Genomic DNA, 20916 nt, shown 5'->3' with positions numbered 1-20916 from the left:
GATGGATACCATCCCCCTGCTGATCGACACCGACCCGGGCGTGGACGACGCGCTCGCACTGCTCATGGCCTTCAACGACACGCGCCACCGCGTGGTCGGGCTGACCATTGCCGCCGGCAACGTGGGCCTGGGTCACACCGTGCGCAATGCGCTGAAGTTGTGCGAAGTCGCGGGCGTCGACGTGCCCGTGTTCGCCGGCTGCCCCGGCCCGCTGCTGCACCCGGCGCCGGACGCCGGCTACGTGCACGGCGAGAACGGCTTCGGCGACATCGATTACGGCACGCCGTCGCGCCAGGTCGAAACCGAACATGCGGCGCAGGCCATCCTGCGGCTCTCGCACGAGCACGCCGGCAAGCTGTTGCTGGTCGCGTTGGGGCCGCTGACCAACGTCGCGCTGGCGCTCAAGCTGGATCCGACGCTGCCGCAGCGCGTTGCGCGCTTCGTGGTGATGGGCGGTGCGGTCACCGCGCACGGCAACATCACGCCCGCCGCGGAATTCAACGTCTACTTCGATCCGGAAGCGGCGCACATCGTGTTCGAAGCCTTCCCGCAGGTCGAGCTGGCGGACTGGGAGGCCACCATCGCGCACGGCCTGCTGCACGAGCGCGTGCTCGAATGGCTTGCGGCCGATTCCGAGCGCGCCCGTTTCTACGATCGCATCTCGAAGAAGACCCGCGAATGGTCCGCCGATCGCCGCGGCGATCACTGGTTCGCCGCCGACGCGCTGGGCATGGCGTTCGCACTGGAACCCGAAGGCGTGGTCGAGGAAGAAACACGGCCGCTGGAAGTGGAACTGGGACATGGCCCGGCCCGCGGCATGACCGTGGTCGACTGGCGGCGTGAAAGCGGTCGCCCGGACCGGTTCCGGATCCTGTTGCGCTACGACCAGGCCCGTTTCGAAGGCCTGATCCAGCGGGCCCTGGCGGCCCGCTGAGTCAGGCGTGGCCCGGGCTTGCACAGGGCTGGGGTCGGCCGCTATACTGCCGCGCTTTCCCCGAATGATTTGGTGAGTGCCATGAAGGCCGGCATCCATCCCGACTACCGCGAAGTCGTTTTCCAGGACGTCACCACTGACTTCCAGTTCCTCACCCGTTCGACCCTTGGCAGCAAGGAGACGATCAAGTGGGAAGACGGCAACGAGTACCCCCTGATCAAGGTCGACATCAGCTCGGCGTCGCACCCGTTCTATACGGGCAAGCACAAGATCATGGATACCAGCGGTCGCGTCGACAAGTTCCGCAAGCGCTACGCGCAGAAGTGAGGTCCGGTGCTGCGCTGATGGCGCGGCCCTGACCCACTGCACCCGTTCCGGTTCGCCGAGGCAGGGTGTGATCACTGTATCCACGACGGCTGCCGGAAGGTGGCCGTCGTCGTTTGCGTGTTCGTGATGAAGGCGGGTCTTCGCCAGGTCGATCACGCGAGCATCGCGCTCCCTTGGGATGCCGCCCTTGGCGGCGTGCGCCCGTCTCCGAAGTGCCGGCCCCGCCGTCCGTGGGCAGGGCGTTCGGCAGGCCGCGCGGCACTGCCTATCCCACCAAAGTCCGAGTCAGTGCTCGGGGACGTTGTGCGATAATTCATGGATCGCGGTGCCGTCTGCACCGTGACCCCCGTCCCCGCTCCGTGCCGCGTCTGTGGCGGCATGCAGACTTGAGGAGTGCTTTCGTGTCCGATTCGACCAAACCCGGTTTCGACCAGGTCACCCTGACCGCCGGCGACAAGACCGTGACCCTGCCGGTCCACCATCCGGTGCTCGGCCAGCCGTGCATCGACATCGCCAAGCTGCCGAAGGAAACCGGCGCTTTCACCTACGACAATGGCTTCACGGCGACCGCCAGCTGCAAGTCGGCCGTGACCTACATCGATGGCGATGCCGGCGTGCTGCTGTACCGCGGTTACCCGATCGAGCAGCTGGCGCAGCACTCGAGCTTCCTCGAGGTCGCCTACCTGCTCATGAACGGCGAACTGCCCAGCAAGGGCGAGTTCGACAAGTTCGAGCACGAGGTCACGCATCACACGATGATGCACGAGGCCTTCCGCACCTTCCTGTACGGTTTCCGCCACGACGCCCATCCGATGGCGATGCTGACCGGCATGCTCGGTTCGCTGGCGAGCTTCTACCACAACGATCTCGACCTCGAAGATCCGGAACAGCGCCGCCTGGCCGCGATCCGCCTGATCGCCAAGGTGCCGACGATCGCCGCCGCGTGCTACCGCTATTCCATCGGCTGGCCGATCCGCTACCCGCGCAACAACCTCGAATACACCACGCGCTTCCTGCACATGCTGAAGGAAGTGCCGAGCGAGCCGCTGGAGCTCAGCCCGGTCGCCGCCAAGGCGATGGACCTGCTCTTCATCCTGCACGCCGATCACGAGCAGAACGCGTCGACCTCGACCGTGCGCCTGGTCGGTTCCACCGGTGCCAACCCGTACGTGAGCGTCGCCGCCGGCGTCGCCGCGTTGTGGGGGCCGGCGCATGGCGGTGCGAACGAAGCCGTGCTCAAGATGCTGGAAGAGATCGGCCGTCCGGAGAACGTCGGTTCCGCCGTCGCCAAGGCGAAGGACAAGGAATCGGGCTTCCGCCTGATGGGCTTCGGCCACCGCGTCTACAAGAACTTCGACCCGCGCGCCAAGATCATCCGCGAGATGACCCACAAGGTGCTGGGCGAGCTGGGCGTCAACGATCCGCTGCTGGAAGTGGCGATGAAGCTGGAAGAGGCCGCGCTGAAGGACGAGTACTTCGTGCAGCGCAAGCTCTACCCGAACGTCGATTTCTACTCCGGCATCATCTACAAGGCGCTGGGCATTCCGGTGGAGATGTTCACCGTCATGTTCGCCATCGCCCGCACCGCGGGCTGGGTCGCACACTGGCTGGAGCAGCAGAACGATCCGGAGAACAAGATCGGCCGTCCGCGCCAGATCTACATCGGTTCTCCGCAGCGCGATTACGTCGAATTCGGCAAGCGCTGAGCAACGTGTCCGGCGTTCGCGCCGACGACGCCCCGAAGCCGCGGCACCGCCGCGGCTTCGTCGTTTTCAAATGGCTGATCTACGCCCTGCTGGCGATGGATGTCGTCCTGTACGCGCTGTACGGGCGGCTCACCGAGCTCATCGACACAGCGGCGTGGCTGGTCCTGCTGTTGCTGTTCGAATGGGAAACCGGCGGCTGGCGGTTGCCCGCGCGCTGGCTGCCCGTGCTGCATGGCGTGCGCCTGCTGGCGGCAGTGGCCGTCGTGGTCGCGGTGGTCGGTTACGCGCTGGAACGCGTGTGGCTGGATTTCGCCAACGAGACGGTCTGGCTGGGCGTGATCGCGCTGCTCGAACTGGAAGTGCGATTGCCCGCGTCCGCCGTGCGCCTGCATCGCGTTCGCCGCTTCATGGCCGCCGGGCTGTACCTGGCGTTGATCGGCTTCCTGCTGACCTGGACGGTCATGGGATTCGGCGAACAGGATCCTCACGCCGCCTGGCTGGACAGCTGGGACGCACTGCTCTGGCTCACCGCGTTCGTGGTGATCGAACTCAACGTTTTCGGCTTCGATGCGCGTCGTGTCGCGCAGCAGCGCACGGCGGCGTGATTCTGCGTCAGTCCGTTTCGCTGCCGCGTTCGTAACCCAGGATTTCCTCGTCGGCCAGCAGTTGCCGCACCTGCGCGATGCCCGCACGCTTCATCGGCTTCTCATCGACGCTCGACAACGGCGCCTGGCGCAACAGGTCCAGCGGAAGCACCGTAAGGTCGAACGACAGCTCTTCCGCGCTGAACACCCACACCGGGAAGTCGGCCATGCGTTCGCGGTCCAGGCGCAGGCGGCGACTGCGCGATTCGACCGGGATGCGATGCTGTTCGAGGAAGCGCGGTGCAGCGTCGGGATCGTCGTGGAACAGCTGCAGCGATACCGGGCTGCGCGTGTCCGCGGTGCCGTCGAGCACCGGCCCGACCAGTCGCGGCTGGAACGCATGGAAGAACTCCATCGCGCGCAATGCTGCCTCGCGACGTTGTCGCAGTGCGGGCACGTTCTCGCGCTGGAACAGACGCTGGTATTCGCGCAGCGCGTCCTCGATTTCCCGATTCCGCGGCAGCGATGCATCGTCGAAGATGCCCAGGCGTTCGGCGGCCTTGAGCTTGGCCTGGTGGTAATCGCGGATGCCGCTTTCCGCCATGAGGCGCGCGGCTTCGTGTGCGAGGCGGTGGCGGCGCTCACGGGTGCGCGTCTGCGCATGCTGATGAGCGTGCTGTCGGGCGTGCGACATGGTCACCTCCGCGGCTGGCACGACACGGCGCTGGTTCGCCGCGACCGGGGCACCGGCAGGCGAACGCTAACATGTTTTATCGCGCCGGGACGTTACCGTGCGCGGCGTGTGCGAGGTGTCGACAGGTGGCGTCCAGCATGAACGCCAACCGTCCGCACGAACAAAGAAACGCCGGGCAGGGCCCGGCGTTCCGTTCGGTCACGTGTCCATGCGCGATCAGAAAATGTCGAACTCTTCCTCGGTCGGCGCGGCTTCTTCCGGGCCGTAGTCGACGTAGTTCTGCATCTTGTCCAGATCTTCGGCCTTGACCCATTCGACGATGCCGCCGCCTTCGCCCGGGATCAGCGCGCCACTGGCCGAGACCGACACCTTCACCATGCCCTCGGGCACGTCGTTGGTGGCCAGCGGCTGGTCCTTCAGCGCCACTCGCATGTAGTCGATCCAGATCGGCAGTGCGGCCTTGCCGCCGTACTCGCGGTAGCCCAGCGACTTGTAGTTGTCGCGGCCGACCCAGACCGTGGTCACGTACGGGCCGCCCAGGCCCGAGAACCAGGCGTCGCGGTGGTCATTGGTCGAACCGGTCTTGCCGCCGATATCGTCGCGCTCGAGCACCTTCGCCGGCGTGCCCGTGCCGCGCTTCACCACGTCGCGCAGCATCGAGACGATCTGGTAGGCGATGCGGCTGTCGATCGCGCGCGGTGCCAGCACCATGTTGCGCGTGTCGATCTCCGGCTTCTTCGGCTCGTCCTTCGGCGCTTCGGTCTGCGCGGGCTGCGCCGGCGCGGCGGTCGGGCCGAGGTTGAAGCCGTCCACGACGGCCGTCTGCTGCACGACGCGGCCCACGCCGCCCGGGTTCTCGCACTGCGGGCAGGCGACCGCGGGCTTCTCCTTGAACACCACCGCGCCCTCGCGGTCCTTCACTTCATCGATGTACCAGGGCGTGATGCGGAAACCGCCGTTGGCGAACGTGGCGAAGCCGCGCGCCACCGACATCGGCGTCAGCGAGGCGGTGCCCAGCGACATCGAGAGGTTGGGCGGGAGTTCGGCTTCGTCGAAGCCGAAGTGGCTGATGTACTTGCGTGCGTAGTCCACGCCGATGGCGTCGAGCAGGCGCACCGAAACCAGGTTGCGCGACTGCACCATCGCCTCGCGCAGGCGCATCGGGCCGGCGAAATTGCCGGTGTCGTTCTGCGGACGCCAGATATGGCCGCGGCGATCCTTGAATACGACCGGTGCGTCCAGCACGACGGACGCCGGGTTGAAGCCGCGCTCGAACGCCGCCGAGTACACGAACGGCTTGAAGCTCGAGCCCGGCTGGCGACGTGCCTGGGTGGCGCGGTTGAACTTGGCGCCCGCGAAGCTGAAGCCACCGGAAAGCGCACGCAGCGCACCGTTGGACGGCTCAAGCGACACCAGCGCGGCCTGCGCCTGCGGGATCTGGTCCAGGCGGTAGACCACCGGGTCCGCCGGCTGGCCGGGCTTGGGCGCCGGCGCCTCGACCGGGCTGACACGCACCACGTCGCCGCGCTTCACCAGGCTGCCGGGCGAGCGCCCGGCGAAGCCGCGATCGGCGGTCAGGCGGACTTCGGTGCCGTCGGCCAGCGCCACGCGCGCGTCGCCGCCTTCCACGCCCAGCACCAGCGCCGGCTGCAGGGTCGCCTGCGGCACGATGTTGCGCAGGCGCGCACGCGCGGTGGTGGCATCCTCGTCGGCGGCCAGGTCGAAATGCTGTTCGGCGCCGTGCCAGCCGTGGCGGCGGTCGTACACGCCCAGGCCGTCGCGGACCGCCTTGTCGGCCGCGGCCTGCAGCACCGGGTCGATGGTGGTGGTGACGTGGTAGCCCTGGGTCAGGGCTTCATTGCCGAAGCGGGCGACCATCTCCTGGCGCACCATTTCGGCCACGTACGGGGCATACACCTCGACCGGACGCTCATGCGGCGTCGCATGCATCGGCACGGCCTTGGCCTGCGCGGCTTCGGCGGCGGTGATGAAGCGCAGCTCGACCATGCGATCGAGGATGTAGTCGCGGCGGTACTTGGCGCGTTCCGGATTGCTCAGCGGGTTGCCGCTGGACGGGAACTTCGGAATGCCGGCCAGCGACGCCATCTCGTCCAGCGCCAGCTCGTTGAGCTTCTTGCCGTAATAGAATTCCGCCGCGGCCGCCACGCCATAGGCGCGATTGCCGAAGAAGCTCTTGTTGAGGTAGAGCTCGAAGATCTCGTCCTTGCTCAGCTCGCGCTCCATGCGCATCGCCGTCAGCATCTCGGCCAGCTTGCGCGTGTAGCTGTACTCGTTGCTGAGGAAGAACTGGCGCGCGACCTGCTGCGTGATCGTCGAGCCGCCCGGCACGCGCTTTGCATCGGTGGTGGCGATGAGCCAAACCGCGCGTGCCACGCCCTTGAAGTCGACGCCATGGTGCTTGTAGAAGCGCGCGTCCTCGATCGCCAGGAAGGCCTGCTTGAGGCGTTCGGGCACGTCCTGGATGGAGACCGGGTAGCGACGGGTCTCGCCGAACAGCGCCATGAGGCGCCCGTCCTTGGCGTAGACGTACATCGGCTCCTGCATCTCGACGGTCCGCAGGGTCTCCACGTCGGGGAGTTTGGGAGCCACCAGGTAGTACAGGGTGCCCAGGGCGATGGCGCCAAGCAGGGCCAGGCCGGCAAGCGCGAACAGCGCCCAGCGCAGCAGGCGGCGTATACGGGGCATCAAGCAGATTCCGATTGCGGGTGTAGTGGGCGTGGAGTATAGAGGAGCAGGGGACGGGGATTTTTAAGCCATCCAGACCGCGCGGCCCGGGTCCCGGGACGTGGGTCAAGGCACGCCGTAAGAGGGTGGAAAGTGACGCAGTAAGGCAATTCCGCACGAAACGGTTGCCAGTCTGTGCAAACTTGGTTATTTAAAGCGGGGTCACACGAAGCGCACGTAAGCGCCTGTGACAAGGGGAGAATACCGTGGGGATCGTCACAAAAAGCCAGCCGGCACTCGTCGGCGTGGACATCAGTTCGACTGCCGTAAAGCTGTTGCAGCTCTCCCGGGCCGGCAACCGCTACCGCGTCGAGCATTACGCGGTCGAGCCGCTGCCGCCCAATGCCGTCGTCGAGAAGAACATCGTCGAGGTCGAGGCGGTGGGCGAGGCCATCCGGCGCGCAGTCGCGCGTTCGGGCACGCGCATCAAGCATGCGGCCGCGGCCGTGGCCGGCTCTTCGGTGATCACCAAGGTCATCCCGATGCCGGCCGACCTCGATGAGGACGACCTGGAATCGCAGGTCGAACTTGAAGCGGTCAACTACGTGCCGTACCCCATCGAAGAAGTCAGCCACGACTTCGAAGTGCTGGGTCCGATGCCCGGCAGCCCGGACACGCTGCAGGTGCTGCTGGCCGCGTCGCGTTCGGAGAACGTCGAGGTCCGCGCTTCGGCGCTGGAGATCGGCGGCCTCACCCCGAAGGTGATGGACGTGGAAGCCTTCGCGCTGGAGAACGCCTTCGCGCTGGTCGCCGACCAGCTGGGCGGTCCGCGCGACGGCCTGGTCGCCCTGGTCGACTCGGGCGCCACCATGACCACCCTCAACGTCCTGCGCCAGGGCCGCAGCCTGTACGCACGCGAGCAGGTCTTCGGCGGCAAGCAGCTCACCGACGAGGTGATGCGCCGCTACGGACTGAGCTACGAGGAAGCCGGTCTGGCCAAGCGCCAGGGCGGTCTGCCGGAAAGCTACGAAGCCGAGGTGCTGGAGCCCTTCAAGGAGGCGATGGTCCAGCAGATCAGCCGTCTGCTGCAGTTCTTCTACGCCGGCAGCGAGCACAACCGCGTCGACCAGATCGTCCTCGCCGGCGGTTGCGCCTCCATCGCCGGCATCGCCGAGATGGTCGAGGAGCAGCTCGGCGTGCCGACCACCATCGCCAACCCGCTCGCCCACATGACCCTTGGGCCGCGCGTGCAGGCGCATGCACTGGCCCAGGACGCGCCGGCGCTGATGATCGCCTGCGGCCTCGCCCTGAGGAGCTTCGACTGATGGCACGCATCAACCTCCTCCCGTGGCGCGAAGAGCGCCGCAAGCAACGGCAGAAGGAATTCGCCGTGATGTTCGGCTGCTTCGCGCTTGGCGCGGTGATCCTGTCGTTCATCATCGCCAGCTACTACAGCGGCCAGATCGACGGGCAGAACGAACGCAACGCGTACGTCCAGCAGCAGATCGACGAGGTCAAGGCCAAGAACGAAGAGATCAAGCTGCTTGAGGCGAAGAAAGCCAAGCTGCTGGCCCGCAAGGAAGTGATCGAGAAGCTGCAGGCCAATCGCTCGCAGATGGTGCACCTGTTCGATTCGCTGGTGCGCACGATCCCCGACGGCGCGGTGCTGACCTCGATCAAGCAGGACAACGAGACGCTCACTCTGGAAGGCCGCGCGCAGTCCAACGCACGCGTCAGTACCTACATGCGCAACCTCGAAGGCTCGGGCTGGATGACCAGCCCTGACCTGTCGATCATCGAGGCCAAGGGCGCGGACAAGGGCCTGCCGTACCAGTTCAAGCTGCAGGTCAAGCTGGCCAACCCGAACGCGCCGAAGGACGAGGACGGCGACGGCGTGCCGGACGCTCCGACGCCTGCCGCGCAGATCGCCCAGTCCACCGGCGCCGCCGCCACCGCGGGTGCTGCCCCGGCAGCGGGTGCCGCGACGCCGGCTCCGGGTACCACGCCGGAAGGCGCCGCCACGCAGCCGGCAGCGGCTCCGGGTGCGCCGGCCGCCACTGATGCCACCGCGCCGACGGCGCCGAATGCCACGCCGGCCAAGGGAGCGGCGTCATGAGCAAGAAGAAGCAGATCAAGCTCAACGAACTGGACTTCAACAACATCGGCTTGTGGCCGCAGCAGGCGAAGATCGTCTTCTGCACGCTCGTCTCGCTCGTGATCGTGCTGGCCGCCTGGTATTTCCTCATCAGCGACAAGCGCACCGAGCTGGAAGGCCTGGAGTCCCGTGAATCGGAACTGCGCACCGAGTTCGAGAAGGAACAGGGCAAGGCCGCGAACCTGGAACCGCTCAAGCAGCAGCTCGCCCAGATGGAGCAGCAGCTGCAGCAGATGCTGCGCCAGCTGCCGAGCAAGACCGAGATGCCCGACCTGATCGTCGACATCTCGCAGACCGCGCTGGCCACCGGCATCACCAACGAACTGTTCCAGCCGGGTCCGGAGCAGCCGAAGGAGTTCTACGCCGAGAAGCCGATCGCGCTGCGCATGATCGGCAGCTACCACCAGTTCGGTGGGTTCGTCAGCGGTGTGGCCTCGCTGCCGCGCGTGGTCATCATGACCATGCACGACATCTCGCTGAAGCCGCGCGCGAAGGACGGCCAGGGCATCACGCCCAACAGCCCGCTCGAGCTGGCCGGTACGGTCAAGACCTACCGCTACCTGGACGAGGACGAAGTCGCCAAGCAGGAAGCGGCCAGCACGGCCGGCAAGAAGGGGGGTACCTGAGATGCGCGCAATCTCCATCCGTGACGGCGCCCGCCTGCGGGCCCTGGCGGCGATCGCGCTGGCGCTCGGGTTGGTCGGCTGCTCGCGCGGCGTGACCAGCACGCCCGGCGAGGCGCCGAACCTCGAGAAGTGGATCGCCGAAGTGAAGGCGCGGCCCGCGCCGCCGCTGGATCCGCTGCCGGTGATGCAGCAGTTCGAGACGTTCGAATACAACGCGTACGCGATGCGCGATCCGTTCAGCACGGCATTCACCGACGAAGGCGGTGGCAACGGTCCGAGACCGGACGCCGCACGCCGCAAGCAGACGCTGGAGCAGTTCCCGCTCGACAGCCTCGACATGGTCGGCACGCTGGGCGGTGGCGACAAGGTTATTGCACTGGTGATGGCACCGGACAAGGTGACCTACCGCGTGCAGCCGGGGAATTACTTGGGGCAGAGCGATGGCCGCGTCACTGCGGTGTTCGAAGATCGCATCGAGCTGGTGGAACTGGTGCCGGATGGCGCGGGTGGATGGCTGGAACGTCCGGCCACGGTCGCGTTGGAAGATCAATAGGATTCTGGGGGATAGCACGATGACCGTTTTTGAACCGGGTTGCCTCAAGCCGGCCACCATCCGAACGCAAGCGAACCGTCGCCCCCTGCTGCTGCGCAGCGGGTCCGTGGGCCTGGTGGTCGGTGCGCTTGCCGCCATCAGCGCCGTGCATGCGGCCGCGCCTGCACCGGCCGTCGCGCCGACTGCCGTCGCGCCGACGCCGAACGCCGATCCGGCCAAGCAGCTGCCGGGGGCCGTCGAGGTCTCCAACATCGACTTCAAGCGCGGCAGTGACGGCTCCGGCCGCCTGGTCGTGAAGTTCAGCGGCGATGGCGCCTCTCCGGACCTGCGCAACCAGGGCTCCAGCGTGGTGGTCAACGTCGGCAACGCCAAGTTGCCCGACAACCTGCGCAAGATGCTGAACGTGGTCGATTTCGCCACGCCGGTGCAGCGCATCGACGCACGCACGGCCGGTGCGGGCACGCAGCTGGTGCTCGACACCACCGGCAACTTCGAATCGATGGCCTACCAGACCGGTCGCGAGTACATCGTCGAGATCATCCCGCGCACCGGCGCGGCGAACGGTCGCGCGGTGGGCCAGTCCACGACGGGCAAGCCGGCGGCTGCCGGCTCGCGCGGCTATAGCGGCCGCCCGGTGACCTTCAACTTCCAGGACGTGCCGGTGCGCACCGTCCTGCAGCTGATCGCCGAAGAGTCGGGCCTGAACATCGTGGCCGCCGACACCATCTCGGGCAACGTCACCCTGCGCCTGATGAACGTGCCGTGGGACCAGGCGCTGGACATCGTCCTGCAGGCCAAGGGCCTGGACAAGCGCCGCAGCGGCAACGTCGTGTGGGTCGCCCCGCAGGCCGAGATCGCCAAGTACGAACAGGACAAGGAAGACGCGCGCATCGCGCTCGACAACCGCGTCGACCTGGCCACCGAGTACGTGCAGATCAACTACCACAACGCCGCGCAGATCTATAAGGCGCTGACCGAGGCCAAGGGCATCGGCGGTGGTGGCGGCGGTGGCGGCTCGAGCAACCTCGACGGCGGCTTCCTCTCGCCGCGCGGCCGCCTGGTCGCCGACGAGCGCACCAACACCCTGATGATCAGTGACATTCCGAAGAAGGTCACGCAGATGAAGGAACTGATCCACGTGATCGACCGTCCGGTCGACCAGGTGCTGATCGAGGGCCGCGTCGTGATCGCCCAGGACACCTTCGCCCGTGAACTGGGTGCGCGCTTCGGCATCGCCGGCCAGAAGGACGGCAAGTACTTCTTCAACGACACCATCGAGAACAACGACGCGACCCGCGGTTCGTTCGTCGAGGCCGCTGCCGCCGGCAACGCCACCTACGAGCTGACCAAGGGCGCGATGAGCAACCTGCCGGTGGTCAACCCGGCCGGCTCGATGGCGCTGCAGATCCTCAACGCCGGCTACGCGCTCGACATCGAGCTGTCGGCGATGCAGGAAGAGGGTCGCGGCGAAGTGATCTCCAACCCGCGCATCGTCACCAGCAACCAGCGCGAGGCGGTCATCCGCCAGGGCCAGGAAGTGGGCTACGTGACGATCTCGCCGTCGCAGGGCAGCACCACGATTCCGATCCCGAACGTGCAGTTCAAGGACGTGCTGCTGGAGCTGAAGGTCACCCCGACCATCACCCACGACGGCCGCGTGTTCCTGAACATGAACGTCAAGAAGGACGAGGTCGAAGGTTTCGTCGACACCTCCATCGGCCAGGTGCCGACCATCGCCAAGCGCGAGGTCAACACCGCGGTGCTGGTCGAGGACGGCCAGACGGTCGTGGTCGGCGGCGTGTACGAGTTCCGCGACCGCAGCGACGTCCAGAAGGTGCCGTTCCTGGGCGACATCCCCTTCCTGGGCAACCTGTTCAAGAAGAAGGGCCGCAACAAGGACAAGGCCGAGCTGCTGATCATGATCACCCCGAAGGTGATGAAGGTCGAACAGCGGGGGTGAGGCAGGCCGCTACGCGGCACTGCCGCGTGGCCTGCCGAACGACCGGCCATGGATGGTCGGGCCGGGCGCTCCGGAGCCAGTAGCGCCGCGCCATGGATGGCTGCGACATCGCTACAGAATCCGGTGCCACGCGGCACTCCCGCGTGACCTGTAGAAGCGCAATGAATCCGCGTCCGCGCGGACTCCAGAGAGGGCCTTCGGGCCCTCTTTGCGTTTCCGGGGTGGTCCGTTTCGGCCCGCTGAATGGGTGACGAAGGCGTTGAACCTGCGGCGCCCAGTTCGGTCAAACTGCACCCGATCCCCCATCGAGACCGACATGGATTCCCGCAGCGACGACCTCTCCCGCCTGCACGACGCCTTCCGCGGCCTGCGTGAGGCGCTCTCGGCCGAGATCGTCGGCCAGGCGGCGCTGATCGACCGCCTGCTGATCGCCCTGCTTGCCGATGGCCATCTGCTGGTCGAGGGCGCGCCCGGTCTGGCCAAGACGAGCGCGATCCGTGCCCTGGCAGGGCGGCTGGAGGCCGACTTCGCGCGCGTCCAGTTCACCCCTGACCTGCTTCCGGCCGACCTCACCGGCACCGAGGTCTGGCGCCCGCAGGAAGGGCGCTTCGAATTCCAGGCGGGTCCGATCTTCCATCCCATCCTGCTGGCCGACGAGATCAACCGCGCGCCCGCCAAGGTCCAGTCGGCGTTGCTCGAAGCGATGGGCGAGCGCCAGGTCACGGTCGGCCGTGCCACCTACGCGCTGCCGAAGCTGTTCCTGGCGATGGCCACGCAGAACCCGATCGAGCAGGAGGGCACCTTCCCGCTGCCCGAAGCACAGCTCGACCGCTTCCTCATGTACGTGCGCATCGGCTACCCGCAGGCCGCCGCCGAGGCGGAAATCCTGCGTCTGGCGCGCGAACGCGCGCGACAGGAGATGCGCGACGCGCCGCCGCCGGTGGCACGCCTGCCCATGGAGGATGTATTCGCCGCGCGCCAGGCGGTTCTCTCGCTGCACGTGGCGCCGGCGGTGGAACGCTATCTGATCGAACTGGTGCTCGCCTCGCGCGACGCCGCACGCTACGACGCCACGCTGGCGCGGCGCATCGCCTGGGGCGCGAGCCCGCGCGGTTCGATCGCGCTGGAACGTTGCGCCCGCGCGCACGCCTGGCTGGCGGGCCGCGACTTCGTCACGCCCGACGACGTGCGCGCGGTAGCGCCGGACGTCCTGCGCCACCGCATCCTGCCCAGCTATGAGGCGACGGCCGAAGGCTGGGATGGCGAACGGCTCGTCGCCGAACTCCTGCAGCGCGTGCCGCTGCCGTAAGGCACCGTCGCCTCCGCCCACGCGCTGGTTCCGCATGTCCACGCCGCCACCCATTCCTGCTGGAACACCCGGCTCCCACGGCATCCGGGGCGACGGCGTCACGCCTTCGCTGGAGGAACTGCTGGCGCTGCGTGCCGTGGTGCTCGCGCGCGGACAGGCACGCCGTGGGCGCCATGGCGTCAGTGGTCACGCGCTGTCGCCGTTGCGCGGACGCGGCATGGAGTACGCAGAATCGCGCGAATACGTGGCCGGCGACGACGCGCGCCACATCGACTGGCGGCTCACCGCGCGCACGGGACGCGCCCACACGAAGCTGTTCCAGGCAGAACGCGAACGGCTGAGTCTGATCGTCGCCGACACTGCGCCGGCGATGTACTTCGGCACCCGCGTGCGTTTCAAATCGGTCCAGGCCGCGCGAGCTGGCGCGATCGCCGCGTGGGCCGCCGTGCGCGATGGCGACCGCATCGCCGCCCTTCGCGGCAGCGCGCGGGAAGCGCCCATCGCCCCGGCCTCGGGCGCACGTGGCGCGCTGCGCGTACTCGATGCGCTGGTTCGCTGGTATGCGAGGCCGCCGGAGGAAGACGCCGGCCTGGGCATCGCACTGGATCACGCGCAACGACTGCTGCGTCCCGGCTCGCGCCTGGTCGTACTGGCCGACCCCGGCAGCGTCGCCATGATTCCGATCCAGCGCTGGACGGCGCTGGCGCACCATCACGAAGTAATCGTGCTGTTGCTGACCGATCCGCTGGAGAGTTCACCGCCGCGGGCAGCACTGCCGTTCCAGGCGGACGCGCACCGCGTCGATGTGGATCTCTCGGTCGCCACGCAGCGGCAGGCGTGGCGCAATGAATTCGCACGCCCGGTGGAGCTGGCCCTGGCGCAGCTGCCCGCGCGCGGCGTGCGGGCACAGCCGCTGTCCACCGACGCCGCGAGCGAGTCGTGGCTGCCGCTGCTCGGGCGCAACCCGCCGCTGGTGGCGTGATGAACACCGACGCTCTCGTCCTGCGCGACATCCACATGCCCCCCGCGCCGTCGTGGTGGCCGCCCGCACCGGGCTGGTGGCTCGTGGCGGCGCTGGTGATCGCCGCGCTGGTGATCACGGTCGCGTGGCGCGCGCGCGAAAGCCGTCGCAAGCGCCGCATCGCACAGTGGTTCGATCGCCAGCTCGATGCCGCCGGGACGCCCACGGCGCAGGTCGCGGCCATGTCCGAGTTGCTGCGCCGCGCCAGTCGACGGCAGGACCCGCTCGCCGACCGGCTTGAAGGTGAGGACTGGCTGACGTTCCTTGATGACGCACCGCGCGTTGCCGGACGAAGCAAGCGCAAGCGTGTGGTGCCGGTGTCGCGCCCGTTCTCCGAAGGGGCCGGTCGACTGCTGCTGGATGGCGCGTACCGCCGTGAGGTCGATGGCGCTCAGGTGGACGCGCTGCGTCGCCTCGCGCGCGAGCGCTTCCTGAAATGGATGGGGGCCTGGTGATCGACTCGATGCTGGCGCCGCTGCTGTCCCTGCGCGACGGCTTTGCGTGGCCGTGGATGCTGCTTGCGCTGCCGCTGCCCCTGCTCGCGCGCTGGGCATTGCCGCCGGTGCGACAGACGGCGTCGGCTGCGCTGCGCGCGCCGTTCGGGGATCGCCTGGACCGCATCGCCAGGGCCGGTGGGCGCACCGCGTTCGGAGGCGGCGTGAACTGGCTCGCGTGGCTGGGCTGGCTGTTGCTCGTCGTCGCCGCGGCACGTCCGCAACAACTCGGCGATGCCGTGCAACCGCCGCAGGTGGGACGCGACCTGATGCTCGCGCTCGACCTCTCCGGCAGCATGCGCGAACCCGACATGGACCTGGGTGGCCGCACGGTGGATCGCCTGACGGCCGCCAAGGCGGTGCTCGCGGATTTCCTCGATCGGCGCGGCGGAGATCGCGTCGGTCTGATCGTGTTCGGACGACGCGCTTACGCGCTCACGCCGCTGACGCAGGACCTCGCCTCGGTACGGCAGCAACTGGAAGACAGCGTGATCGGTCTGGCCGGACAGGAAACGGCCATCGGCGACACCATCGCGCTGGCCGTCAAACGCCTTCGCGCGCAGCCGGCCGAACAGCGGGTGCTGGTGCTGCTCACCGACGGCGTCAACACCGCAGGCCTGCTCGAACCGAAGAAGGCCGCCGAGATCGCCAAGGCCGAAGGCGTGCGCATCCACACCATCGCCTTCGGCGGGGAAGGTTCGCTGTCGCTTTTCGGCCTCAACGTGCCGATGCCCGGTGCGGGCGATGAAATCGATGAGGCCACGCTGCGCGACATCGCGCGCAGCACCGGCGGCCGCTTCTTCCGGGCGCGCGACACGTCGCAGCTGGTGGGCATCTACGCCGAGATCGACCGCCTCGAGCCGGTCGAACAGCCGGGACAGGCCGTGCGTCCGCGCATCGAACGCTACGTATGGCCGCTCGCCGGTGCGTTCGCCTGCGCGTTGCTGGCGTTCGCCTGGCCCCGGCGGAGGCGCGCATGAACCTGGGCGCATTCGACCTGTCCGCCTTCCACCTGCTCAGGCCGCACTGGCTGTGGGCGCTGCTCGCGTTGCCGTTGCTGGCGATGTGGTGGCGCGTGCGCAGGCGTCGTGCCAGCGTGTGGCGCGACACGGTCGATCCGCACCTGCTACCGCATCTGCTGGTGGAGCGCGGCGATGCGCGGGTGCGCGCCGCGTGGGCGGTTGCGGCGCTGGCATACGTGTTGGCGGTGGTCGCGCTGGCCGGCCCGAGCTGGCGGCAGGTGGAACAGCCGCTGTGGCAGACGCGCACGCCGCTGGTGATCGCCATCGATCTGTCCAGCGCGGCGCTTGCGGCGGACCTTCCACCGTCGCGACTGGCGCAGGCGCGTGCGAAGACCAGCACGCTGCTGCGCGAACGCATGGGCGGGCAGGTCGCGCTGCTGGCGTTCGCCGACGACGCGTTCACGGTGGCTCCCCTCACCGAGGACGCGGCCAACGTTGCGCTGTTCCTGGATGCGCTGGCGCCGGACGTGATGCCGGTGGACGGACAGCGCGTCGATCGCGCCATCGAGGCCTCGGAGAAATTGTTGCGGCAATCCGGTTTCGATCGAGGCGTGATCCTGCTGATGACCGACCACGCCGATGCCGCCGCGCGCGATGCTGCCGCGGCCGCGAACCGTCAGGGCTACCGCATCAACGTGCTCGGACTGGGCGCGGAAGCGGGTGCCACGTACCGTCGCGCGGATGGCAGTTTCGCCCAGGCGCGACTGGATGAAGCGTCGTTGCGGCGGCTGGCATCCGCGGGCGGTGGCGACTACGCGTCCATCGATGCCGGCGATGCCGACCTGCGCGCGCTCGGCGTGCTCGATCCGGCGTCCGCTTCCGACGACGCCCGGCAGGTGCGCGATGCGCGTGGCCACACGTGGCAGGACGACGGTTACTGGCTGCTGCCGCCGCTGATGCTGTTGTCGCTGCTCGCGTTCCGCCGCCGTGCCGCCCTGGCCGTGGTGGTGTTGTGCATCGCATGGCCGCAGGCACATGCCGCCGACTGGTGGCAGCGCGTCGACCAGGCCGAGCACGCGCGCATGGAAGAAGGCCACGAGGCCTACCGTCGCGGCGACTTCGCCGGCGCGACACAGCGGTACCAGTCGCTCGACAGTGCCGATGCGCATTACAACCGCGGCAATGCACTTGCCAAGGCCGGACAGTACCCGCAGGCGATCGACGCGTACGACGAGGCGCTCAAGCGCCAGCCCGGCATGCCCGACGCCATCGCCAACAAGGCCACGGTGCAGGCAGCGATGAAGCGCAAGCCGCCGTCGGGTGACGGAGGCGGAGGGCAGTCGAAGTCGCCGAAGGATTCCAACGCGTCGAAGCAGCCGCAGGACGCACCTTCGCAACAGCAACAGACGTCGAAGGCGCCGTCGCAGGCAAAGCCGCACGAGAGCCCATCGCAGGCGCCGCCGAAGCCGTCGGATTCCAACGCGCAGCGCGATGCCGACGCGGCGCAGCGCGAACGCATGCAGCGCGCGCTGGAACAGCAGCAGAAATCGCCCGAGCAGGCGCGCCGCGAACAGGCCCTCGCACGCGAGACACCCGAACAACGCGAGCAGCGCCTGGCCAACGAGGCCTGGTTGCGTCGCGTGCCGGACGACCCGGGCGGCCTGCTGCGCGAGAAGTTCCGTATCGAACACGAACGCCGCCAGTCGCAGGGCGGGAACAACGAATGAAGTCGATGAAGACACCTGTGCTGCATCACGCCTGGGCGCGGATCGCGGTCCTGCTGCTGGCTTTCGTATGCCTGGACGCCACGGCGCAGGTTCGCACCTGGCTCGACCGCGACCGCATCGCTGCCGGCGAGACGGTGACGCTCAACATCGAGACGACCTCGGCCTCCAACGCGGAACCCGACTACGCGCCGCTGCTCACCGACTTCTTCCTCAGCGGCCACACCAGCCGGCGCGAGTTCGTGATGAGCGGCGGCCGCAGCACGATGCGCACGCTGTACGCGGTGGCGCTGCGGCCGCGGCGCGACGGCGTGCTGACCGTGCCGGCGCTGTACGTGGGCAGCCTGCAGACGCAACCGATCACGCTGACCGTCGCGCCCTCGGCCGCGCCGTCGGCCTCGCGTGCGGGCGAAGAAGTGTTCATCGAAAGCGAGCCCGACGATCCCGACCCCTACGTGCAGCAATCCGTGGGTTGGGTGGTGCGGCTGTATTCGGCCACGCCCCTGATTTCCGGCCAGCTCGACCAGGCCGCGCCCGACGGCGCATCGATGCAGCGCGTCGGCGACGATGCGCAGTACCAGCGTGACGTCGGCGGACGCCGTTACAACGTGGTCGAACGCCGCTATCTGCTGGTGCCCGAACGCAGTGGGCCGCTCACCATTCCGCCTGCGCATTTCGAGGGACGCGGCGCGGGCGGATTCTTCGATGACCTGCTGGGCAACAACGGCGGGGCGCTGGAAGCCAACGCTGCTCCGCGCGTGCTGCAGGTGCAGCCGGTGCCGGCGAACGCGCCGCAGCCGTGGCTGCCCCTGCAGAGCCTGCAGTTGCGGTATCAGTCCACCCCGCAGGAGCTGCGCGTGGGTGCGGCTTCCACCGTGGTGATCGAAGCGGTCGCCGACGGCGCGACCGCGGCGCAGATGCCGGAGCTGCAACTGCCGACGATCGACGGCGTGCAGGTGTTCGCCGAACCGGTGCAGGCCGATGAGCGTTTCACCGACGGTCGCCCGCGCGTGAAGCTCACGCGGCGCTTCTCGCTGGTGCCTTCGCGCGATGGTGGGGTGCGGCTGGATGGCGTGCGCATGAGCTGGTGGGACGTGCGTGCCGGTGGCGCGCGCACCGCCGATCTGCCCCCGCTGTCGTGGACCGTGCGGCCCGCGGCCCCCGGCGCACCCCCAGCGGGTCCGGGCCAGGCGGTGCGTCCGTCCGCGTCGCCGGCCATCGTCGGCAACGCGCAACCCGGGCAGTCGTTGGGCGATTTCGGCGGCGCCAACCGCATCTGGATCCTCGCCGCGCTGCTGTTCGCCGCGCTGTGGTTGTTCACGCTGGTGTGGGGGCTGCACCGCGGCGATGCGCGTACCGCAGCGGCTCCCAGGCCCGCGCGTGACGAGGCGCATCCGTCCTCGAACCCGGACCTGAAGCGCCTGATCGACCGGGGCGACTTCGGCGACGTGGCCGACGCGCTGTGCGCGATGGCGCGCCCGCCCGTGCACGACCTGGATGCCCTGCGCGCGCGCCTGGACGATCCGCGCCAGCGCGAGGCCATCGATGCCCTTCAGCGCGCCCGCTGGGGCGGTGGTGACGGGGTGTCCGCGCGCGAGTTGCTGCGCCATGCCTTCGCCAAGGGGCCGCGCTGGCGGCAGTCCACCCCGGCGGACGCACCGCCCGTGCCGCCGCTGTACCCCGGCGCACGGTCGGGCCGGGAAGGCTGAACCGCTGGGGCTGGTGTAATCTCGCCGGCTGATTTTGCCGAGAGAACCGCATGAGCCACGTCAGCCTGCCCGAAGCCAGGATGCCCGCGAAGGGAATGCCCCTCCACATCAAGGTGATGCTCGGTTTCATCGCAGGCGCGGTGCTGGGCCTGTTCGCCCACTTCGTCGCGCCGGGGTCGCCCGTCGTGCTCGGCGCGGTCACCTACGTGGCGCAGCCGGTGGGCCAGTTGTTCCTGGCGCTGCTCTTCATGCTGGTGCTGCCGCTGATGTTCTCGGCGCTGGTGCTGGGCGTGGCCGAACTGGGTGACGTCGCCAGCCTCGGCCGGCTGGGCTGGCGCACGCTGATCTACACCGCGGTGGTCACCCTGATCGCGGTCGCCATCGGCCTGCTGATGGTCAACCTGATCGGCCCGGGTCACGGTCTGGACCGCGGGATGCTCGACCAGGCCATGGCGCAGGGCGCGCAGAAGGCCGGCGAGATCGCCGCCACCGGCCAGCAGCTGGACTTCATGAAGATGCTGCTGGGCATCGTCCCGAAGAACGTGCTGGCCGCCGCCGTCGACGACAAGCAGAAGCTCGGCGTGATGTTCTTCGCGCTGATGCTCGGCATCGGCCTGGTGATGACGCCCAGCCCGCACACGCAGGCGTTCAAGAACGCGGTGCAGGGCCTGTTCGAGATCTGCATGCGCCTGATCGGCATGATCATCAAGCTCGCGCCGTACGCGGTGGCGTGCCTGATGTTCGCGCTGTGCGCGCAGTTCGGCTGGGAACTGTTGCTGGTGCTGGGCAAGTTCGCGCTGACCGTGGTGCTGGCCATCGGCGTGCACATGTTCATCGTGCTGCCGCTGTGGGTGAAGTTCGCCGGCGGCATGAGCCCGCGCGCGTTCTTCCGCGGCAGCCAGGAGGCGCTGCTGACCGCCTTCGCCACCGCATCGTCCACCGGCACGCTGCCGGTCACGCTGCGCGTGGCCGAGCAGAACCTGAAGCTGCCGCGCAAGGTCTCGCGCTTCGTGCTCACGGTGGGCGCCTCGGCCAACCACCACGGCACGGCGCTGTTCGAAGGCATCACGGTGCTGTTCCTGGCGCAGGCCTTCGGCGTGGAGCTGACCCTGGCGCACCAGGTGATGGTGCTGGGTCTGTGCCTGCTCGGCGGTATCGGCACGGCCGGCGTCCCTGCGGGCTCGCTGCCGGTGATCGCGATGATCTGCGCCGTGCTCGGCATTCCGGCCGAAGGCGTGGGCATCATCCTCGGCGTCGACCGCTTCCTCGACATGTGCCGCACCGCGCTCAACGTAACCGGCGACCTGGCCACCGCGGTGGTGGTCTCGCATCGCACGGGCGAGGTGGAGGAAGCCGAAGCCGCCGTGGTGCTGGAAGGCGAGCAGGCGACCGAGGGCGCCGCCTAAGCGCGCTGCGCCGGCATTGCCGTTCCCGCGCACGCGGCGCGGGACGGCATTGCATCACCATCGCCAG

General features: G+C 68.4%; 18 protein-coding genes. 16 read left to right on the top strand and 2 right to left on the bottom strand.

All coding sequences use genetic code 11. From position 1 onward, the window contains the following. Position 1: 1 nt before the first annotated feature. The 4 genes from QLQ15_RS01095 to QLQ15_RS01080 all read left to right on the top strand — a co-directional run bounded on the left by QLQ15_RS01095 (position 2) and on the right by QLQ15_RS01080 (position 3572). Positions 2 to 934, top strand: coding sequence for a nucleoside hydrolase (locus tag QLQ15_RS01095; RefSeq protein ID WP_283211024.1), 933 nt, complete (start codon positions 2 to 4; stop codon positions 932 to 934). Between the two features lie 81 nt (positions 935 to 1015). Further along, entirely contained in the window at positions 1016 to 1261 is a 246-nt protein-coding gene (locus tag QLQ15_RS01090; protein ID WP_283213899.1) for a type B 50S ribosomal protein L31, read from the top strand. A 401-nt stretch (positions 1262 to 1662) separates the two neighbouring features. After that, a complete protein-coding gene (locus QLQ15_RS01085; RefSeq protein WP_283211023.1) occupies positions 1663 to 2967 on the top strand; it encodes a citrate synthase in 1305 nt (434 codons plus the stop codon). Between the two features lie 5 nt (positions 2968 to 2972). After that, positions 2973 to 3572, top strand: coding sequence for a hypothetical protein (locus QLQ15_RS01080; protein ID WP_283211022.1), 600 nt, complete (start codon positions 2973 to 2975; stop codon positions 3570 to 3572). Between the two features lie 7 nt (positions 3573 to 3579). Here QLQ15_RS01080 and QLQ15_RS01075 read toward each other — a convergent pair whose 3' ends face one another. Together QLQ15_RS01075 and QLQ15_RS01070 are read right to left on the bottom strand one after the other, a co-directional pair. Continuing rightward, entirely contained in the window at positions 3580 to 4245 is a 666-nt protein-coding gene (locus QLQ15_RS01075) for a hypothetical protein (RefSeq protein WP_283211021.1), read from the bottom strand. A 216-nt stretch (positions 4246 to 4461) separates the two neighbouring features. Continuing rightward, a complete protein-coding gene (locus QLQ15_RS01070) occupies positions 4462 to 6951 on the bottom strand; it encodes a penicillin-binding protein 1A (RefSeq protein WP_283211020.1) in 2490 nt (829 codons plus the stop codon). A 245-nt stretch (positions 6952 to 7196) separates the two neighbouring features. Between QLQ15_RS01070 and QLQ15_RS01065 the strand changes: the two genes are divergently transcribed. The 12 genes from QLQ15_RS01065 to QLQ15_RS01010 all read left to right on the top strand — a co-directional run bounded on the left by QLQ15_RS01065 (position 7197) and on the right by QLQ15_RS01010 (position 20849). Further along, on the top strand, positions 7197 to 8255 hold the full coding sequence (locus tag QLQ15_RS01065) for a pilus assembly protein PilM (protein ID WP_283211019.1): 1059 nt from the start codon (positions 7197 to 7199) through the stop codon (positions 8253 to 8255). Beyond that, positions 8255 to 9046: a PilN domain-containing protein gene (locus tag QLQ15_RS01060; protein WP_283211018.1), complete on the top strand. Its 792-nt coding sequence runs from the start codon at positions 8255 to 8257 to the stop codon at positions 9044 to 9046. Before QLQ15_RS01065 ends, QLQ15_RS01060 begins: the two co-directional genes overlap by 1 nt. Then, positions 9043 to 9711, top strand: coding sequence for a type IV pilus inner membrane component PilO (locus tag QLQ15_RS01055; protein WP_283211017.1), 669 nt, complete (start codon positions 9043 to 9045; stop codon positions 9709 to 9711). The genes QLQ15_RS01060 and QLQ15_RS01055 overlap by 4 nt, the downstream gene beginning before the upstream one ends. 1 nt (position 9712) lies before the next feature. Then, the gene (locus QLQ15_RS01050; RefSeq protein ID WP_283211016.1) at positions 9713 to 10264 is read left to right on the top strand and encodes a pilus assembly protein PilP; all 552 of its coding nucleotides are present in this window, start codon (positions 9713 to 9715) and stop codon (positions 10262 to 10264) included. Positions 10265 to 10283: 19 nt separating this feature from the next. Next, positions 10284 to 12224 carry a type IV pilus secretin PilQ gene (locus QLQ15_RS01045; protein ID WP_283211015.1) on the top strand — a complete coding sequence of 647 codons (1941 nt, stop codon included), beginning with the start codon at positions 10284 to 10286 and terminating at the stop codon, positions 12222 to 12224. 316 nt (positions 12225 to 12540) lie between these two features. Beyond that, complete coding sequence (locus QLQ15_RS01040; RefSeq protein WP_283211014.1) at positions 12541 to 13533, top strand: AAA family ATPase; 993 nt, start codon at positions 12541 to 12543, stop codon at positions 13531 to 13533. 34 nt (positions 13534 to 13567) lie between these two features. Next, positions 13568 to 14515 carry a DUF58 domain-containing protein gene (locus QLQ15_RS01035; RefSeq protein WP_283211013.1) on the top strand — a complete coding sequence of 316 codons (948 nt, stop codon included), beginning with the start codon at positions 13568 to 13570 and terminating at the stop codon, positions 14513 to 14515. Then, on the top strand, positions 14515 to 15009 hold the full coding sequence (locus tag QLQ15_RS01030) for a DUF4381 domain-containing protein (RefSeq protein WP_283211012.1): 495 nt from the start codon (positions 14515 to 14517) through the stop codon (positions 15007 to 15009). The genes QLQ15_RS01035 and QLQ15_RS01030 overlap by 1 nt, the downstream gene beginning before the upstream one ends. Before the next feature lie 8 nt (positions 15010 to 15017). After that, positions 15018 to 16028, top strand: coding sequence for a vWA domain-containing protein (locus tag QLQ15_RS01025; protein ID WP_283213898.1), 1011 nt, complete (start codon positions 15018 to 15020; stop codon positions 16026 to 16028). After that, complete coding sequence (locus tag QLQ15_RS01020; protein WP_283211011.1) at positions 16025 to 17737, top strand: VWA domain-containing protein; 1713 nt, start codon at positions 16025 to 16027, stop codon at positions 17735 to 17737. Before QLQ15_RS01025 ends, QLQ15_RS01020 begins: the two co-directional genes overlap by 4 nt. Before the next feature lie 5 nt (positions 17738 to 17742). Next, complete coding sequence (locus tag QLQ15_RS01015) at positions 17743 to 19443, top strand: BatD family protein (protein ID WP_283211010.1); 1701 nt, start codon at positions 17743 to 17745, stop codon at positions 19441 to 19443. A gap of 50 nt (positions 19444 to 19493) precedes the next feature. Continuing rightward, positions 19494 to 20849 (top strand): dicarboxylate/amino acid:cation symporter, encoded by a 1356-nt coding sequence (locus QLQ15_RS01010; protein ID WP_283211009.1) that lies wholly within the window; start codon positions 19494 to 19496, stop codon positions 20847 to 20849. The last annotated feature ends 67 nt before the right edge of the window (positions 20850 to 20916 follow it).

This window comes from Lysobacter stagni, assembly GCF_030053425.1.
GTDB lineage: Bacteria > Pseudomonadota > Gammaproteobacteria > Xanthomonadales > Xanthomonadaceae > Lysobacter_J > Lysobacter_J stagni.
The sequence above is the reverse complement of the archived record's forward strand: the minus strand, read 5'-3'. Positions and strand labels throughout refer to the sequence as shown.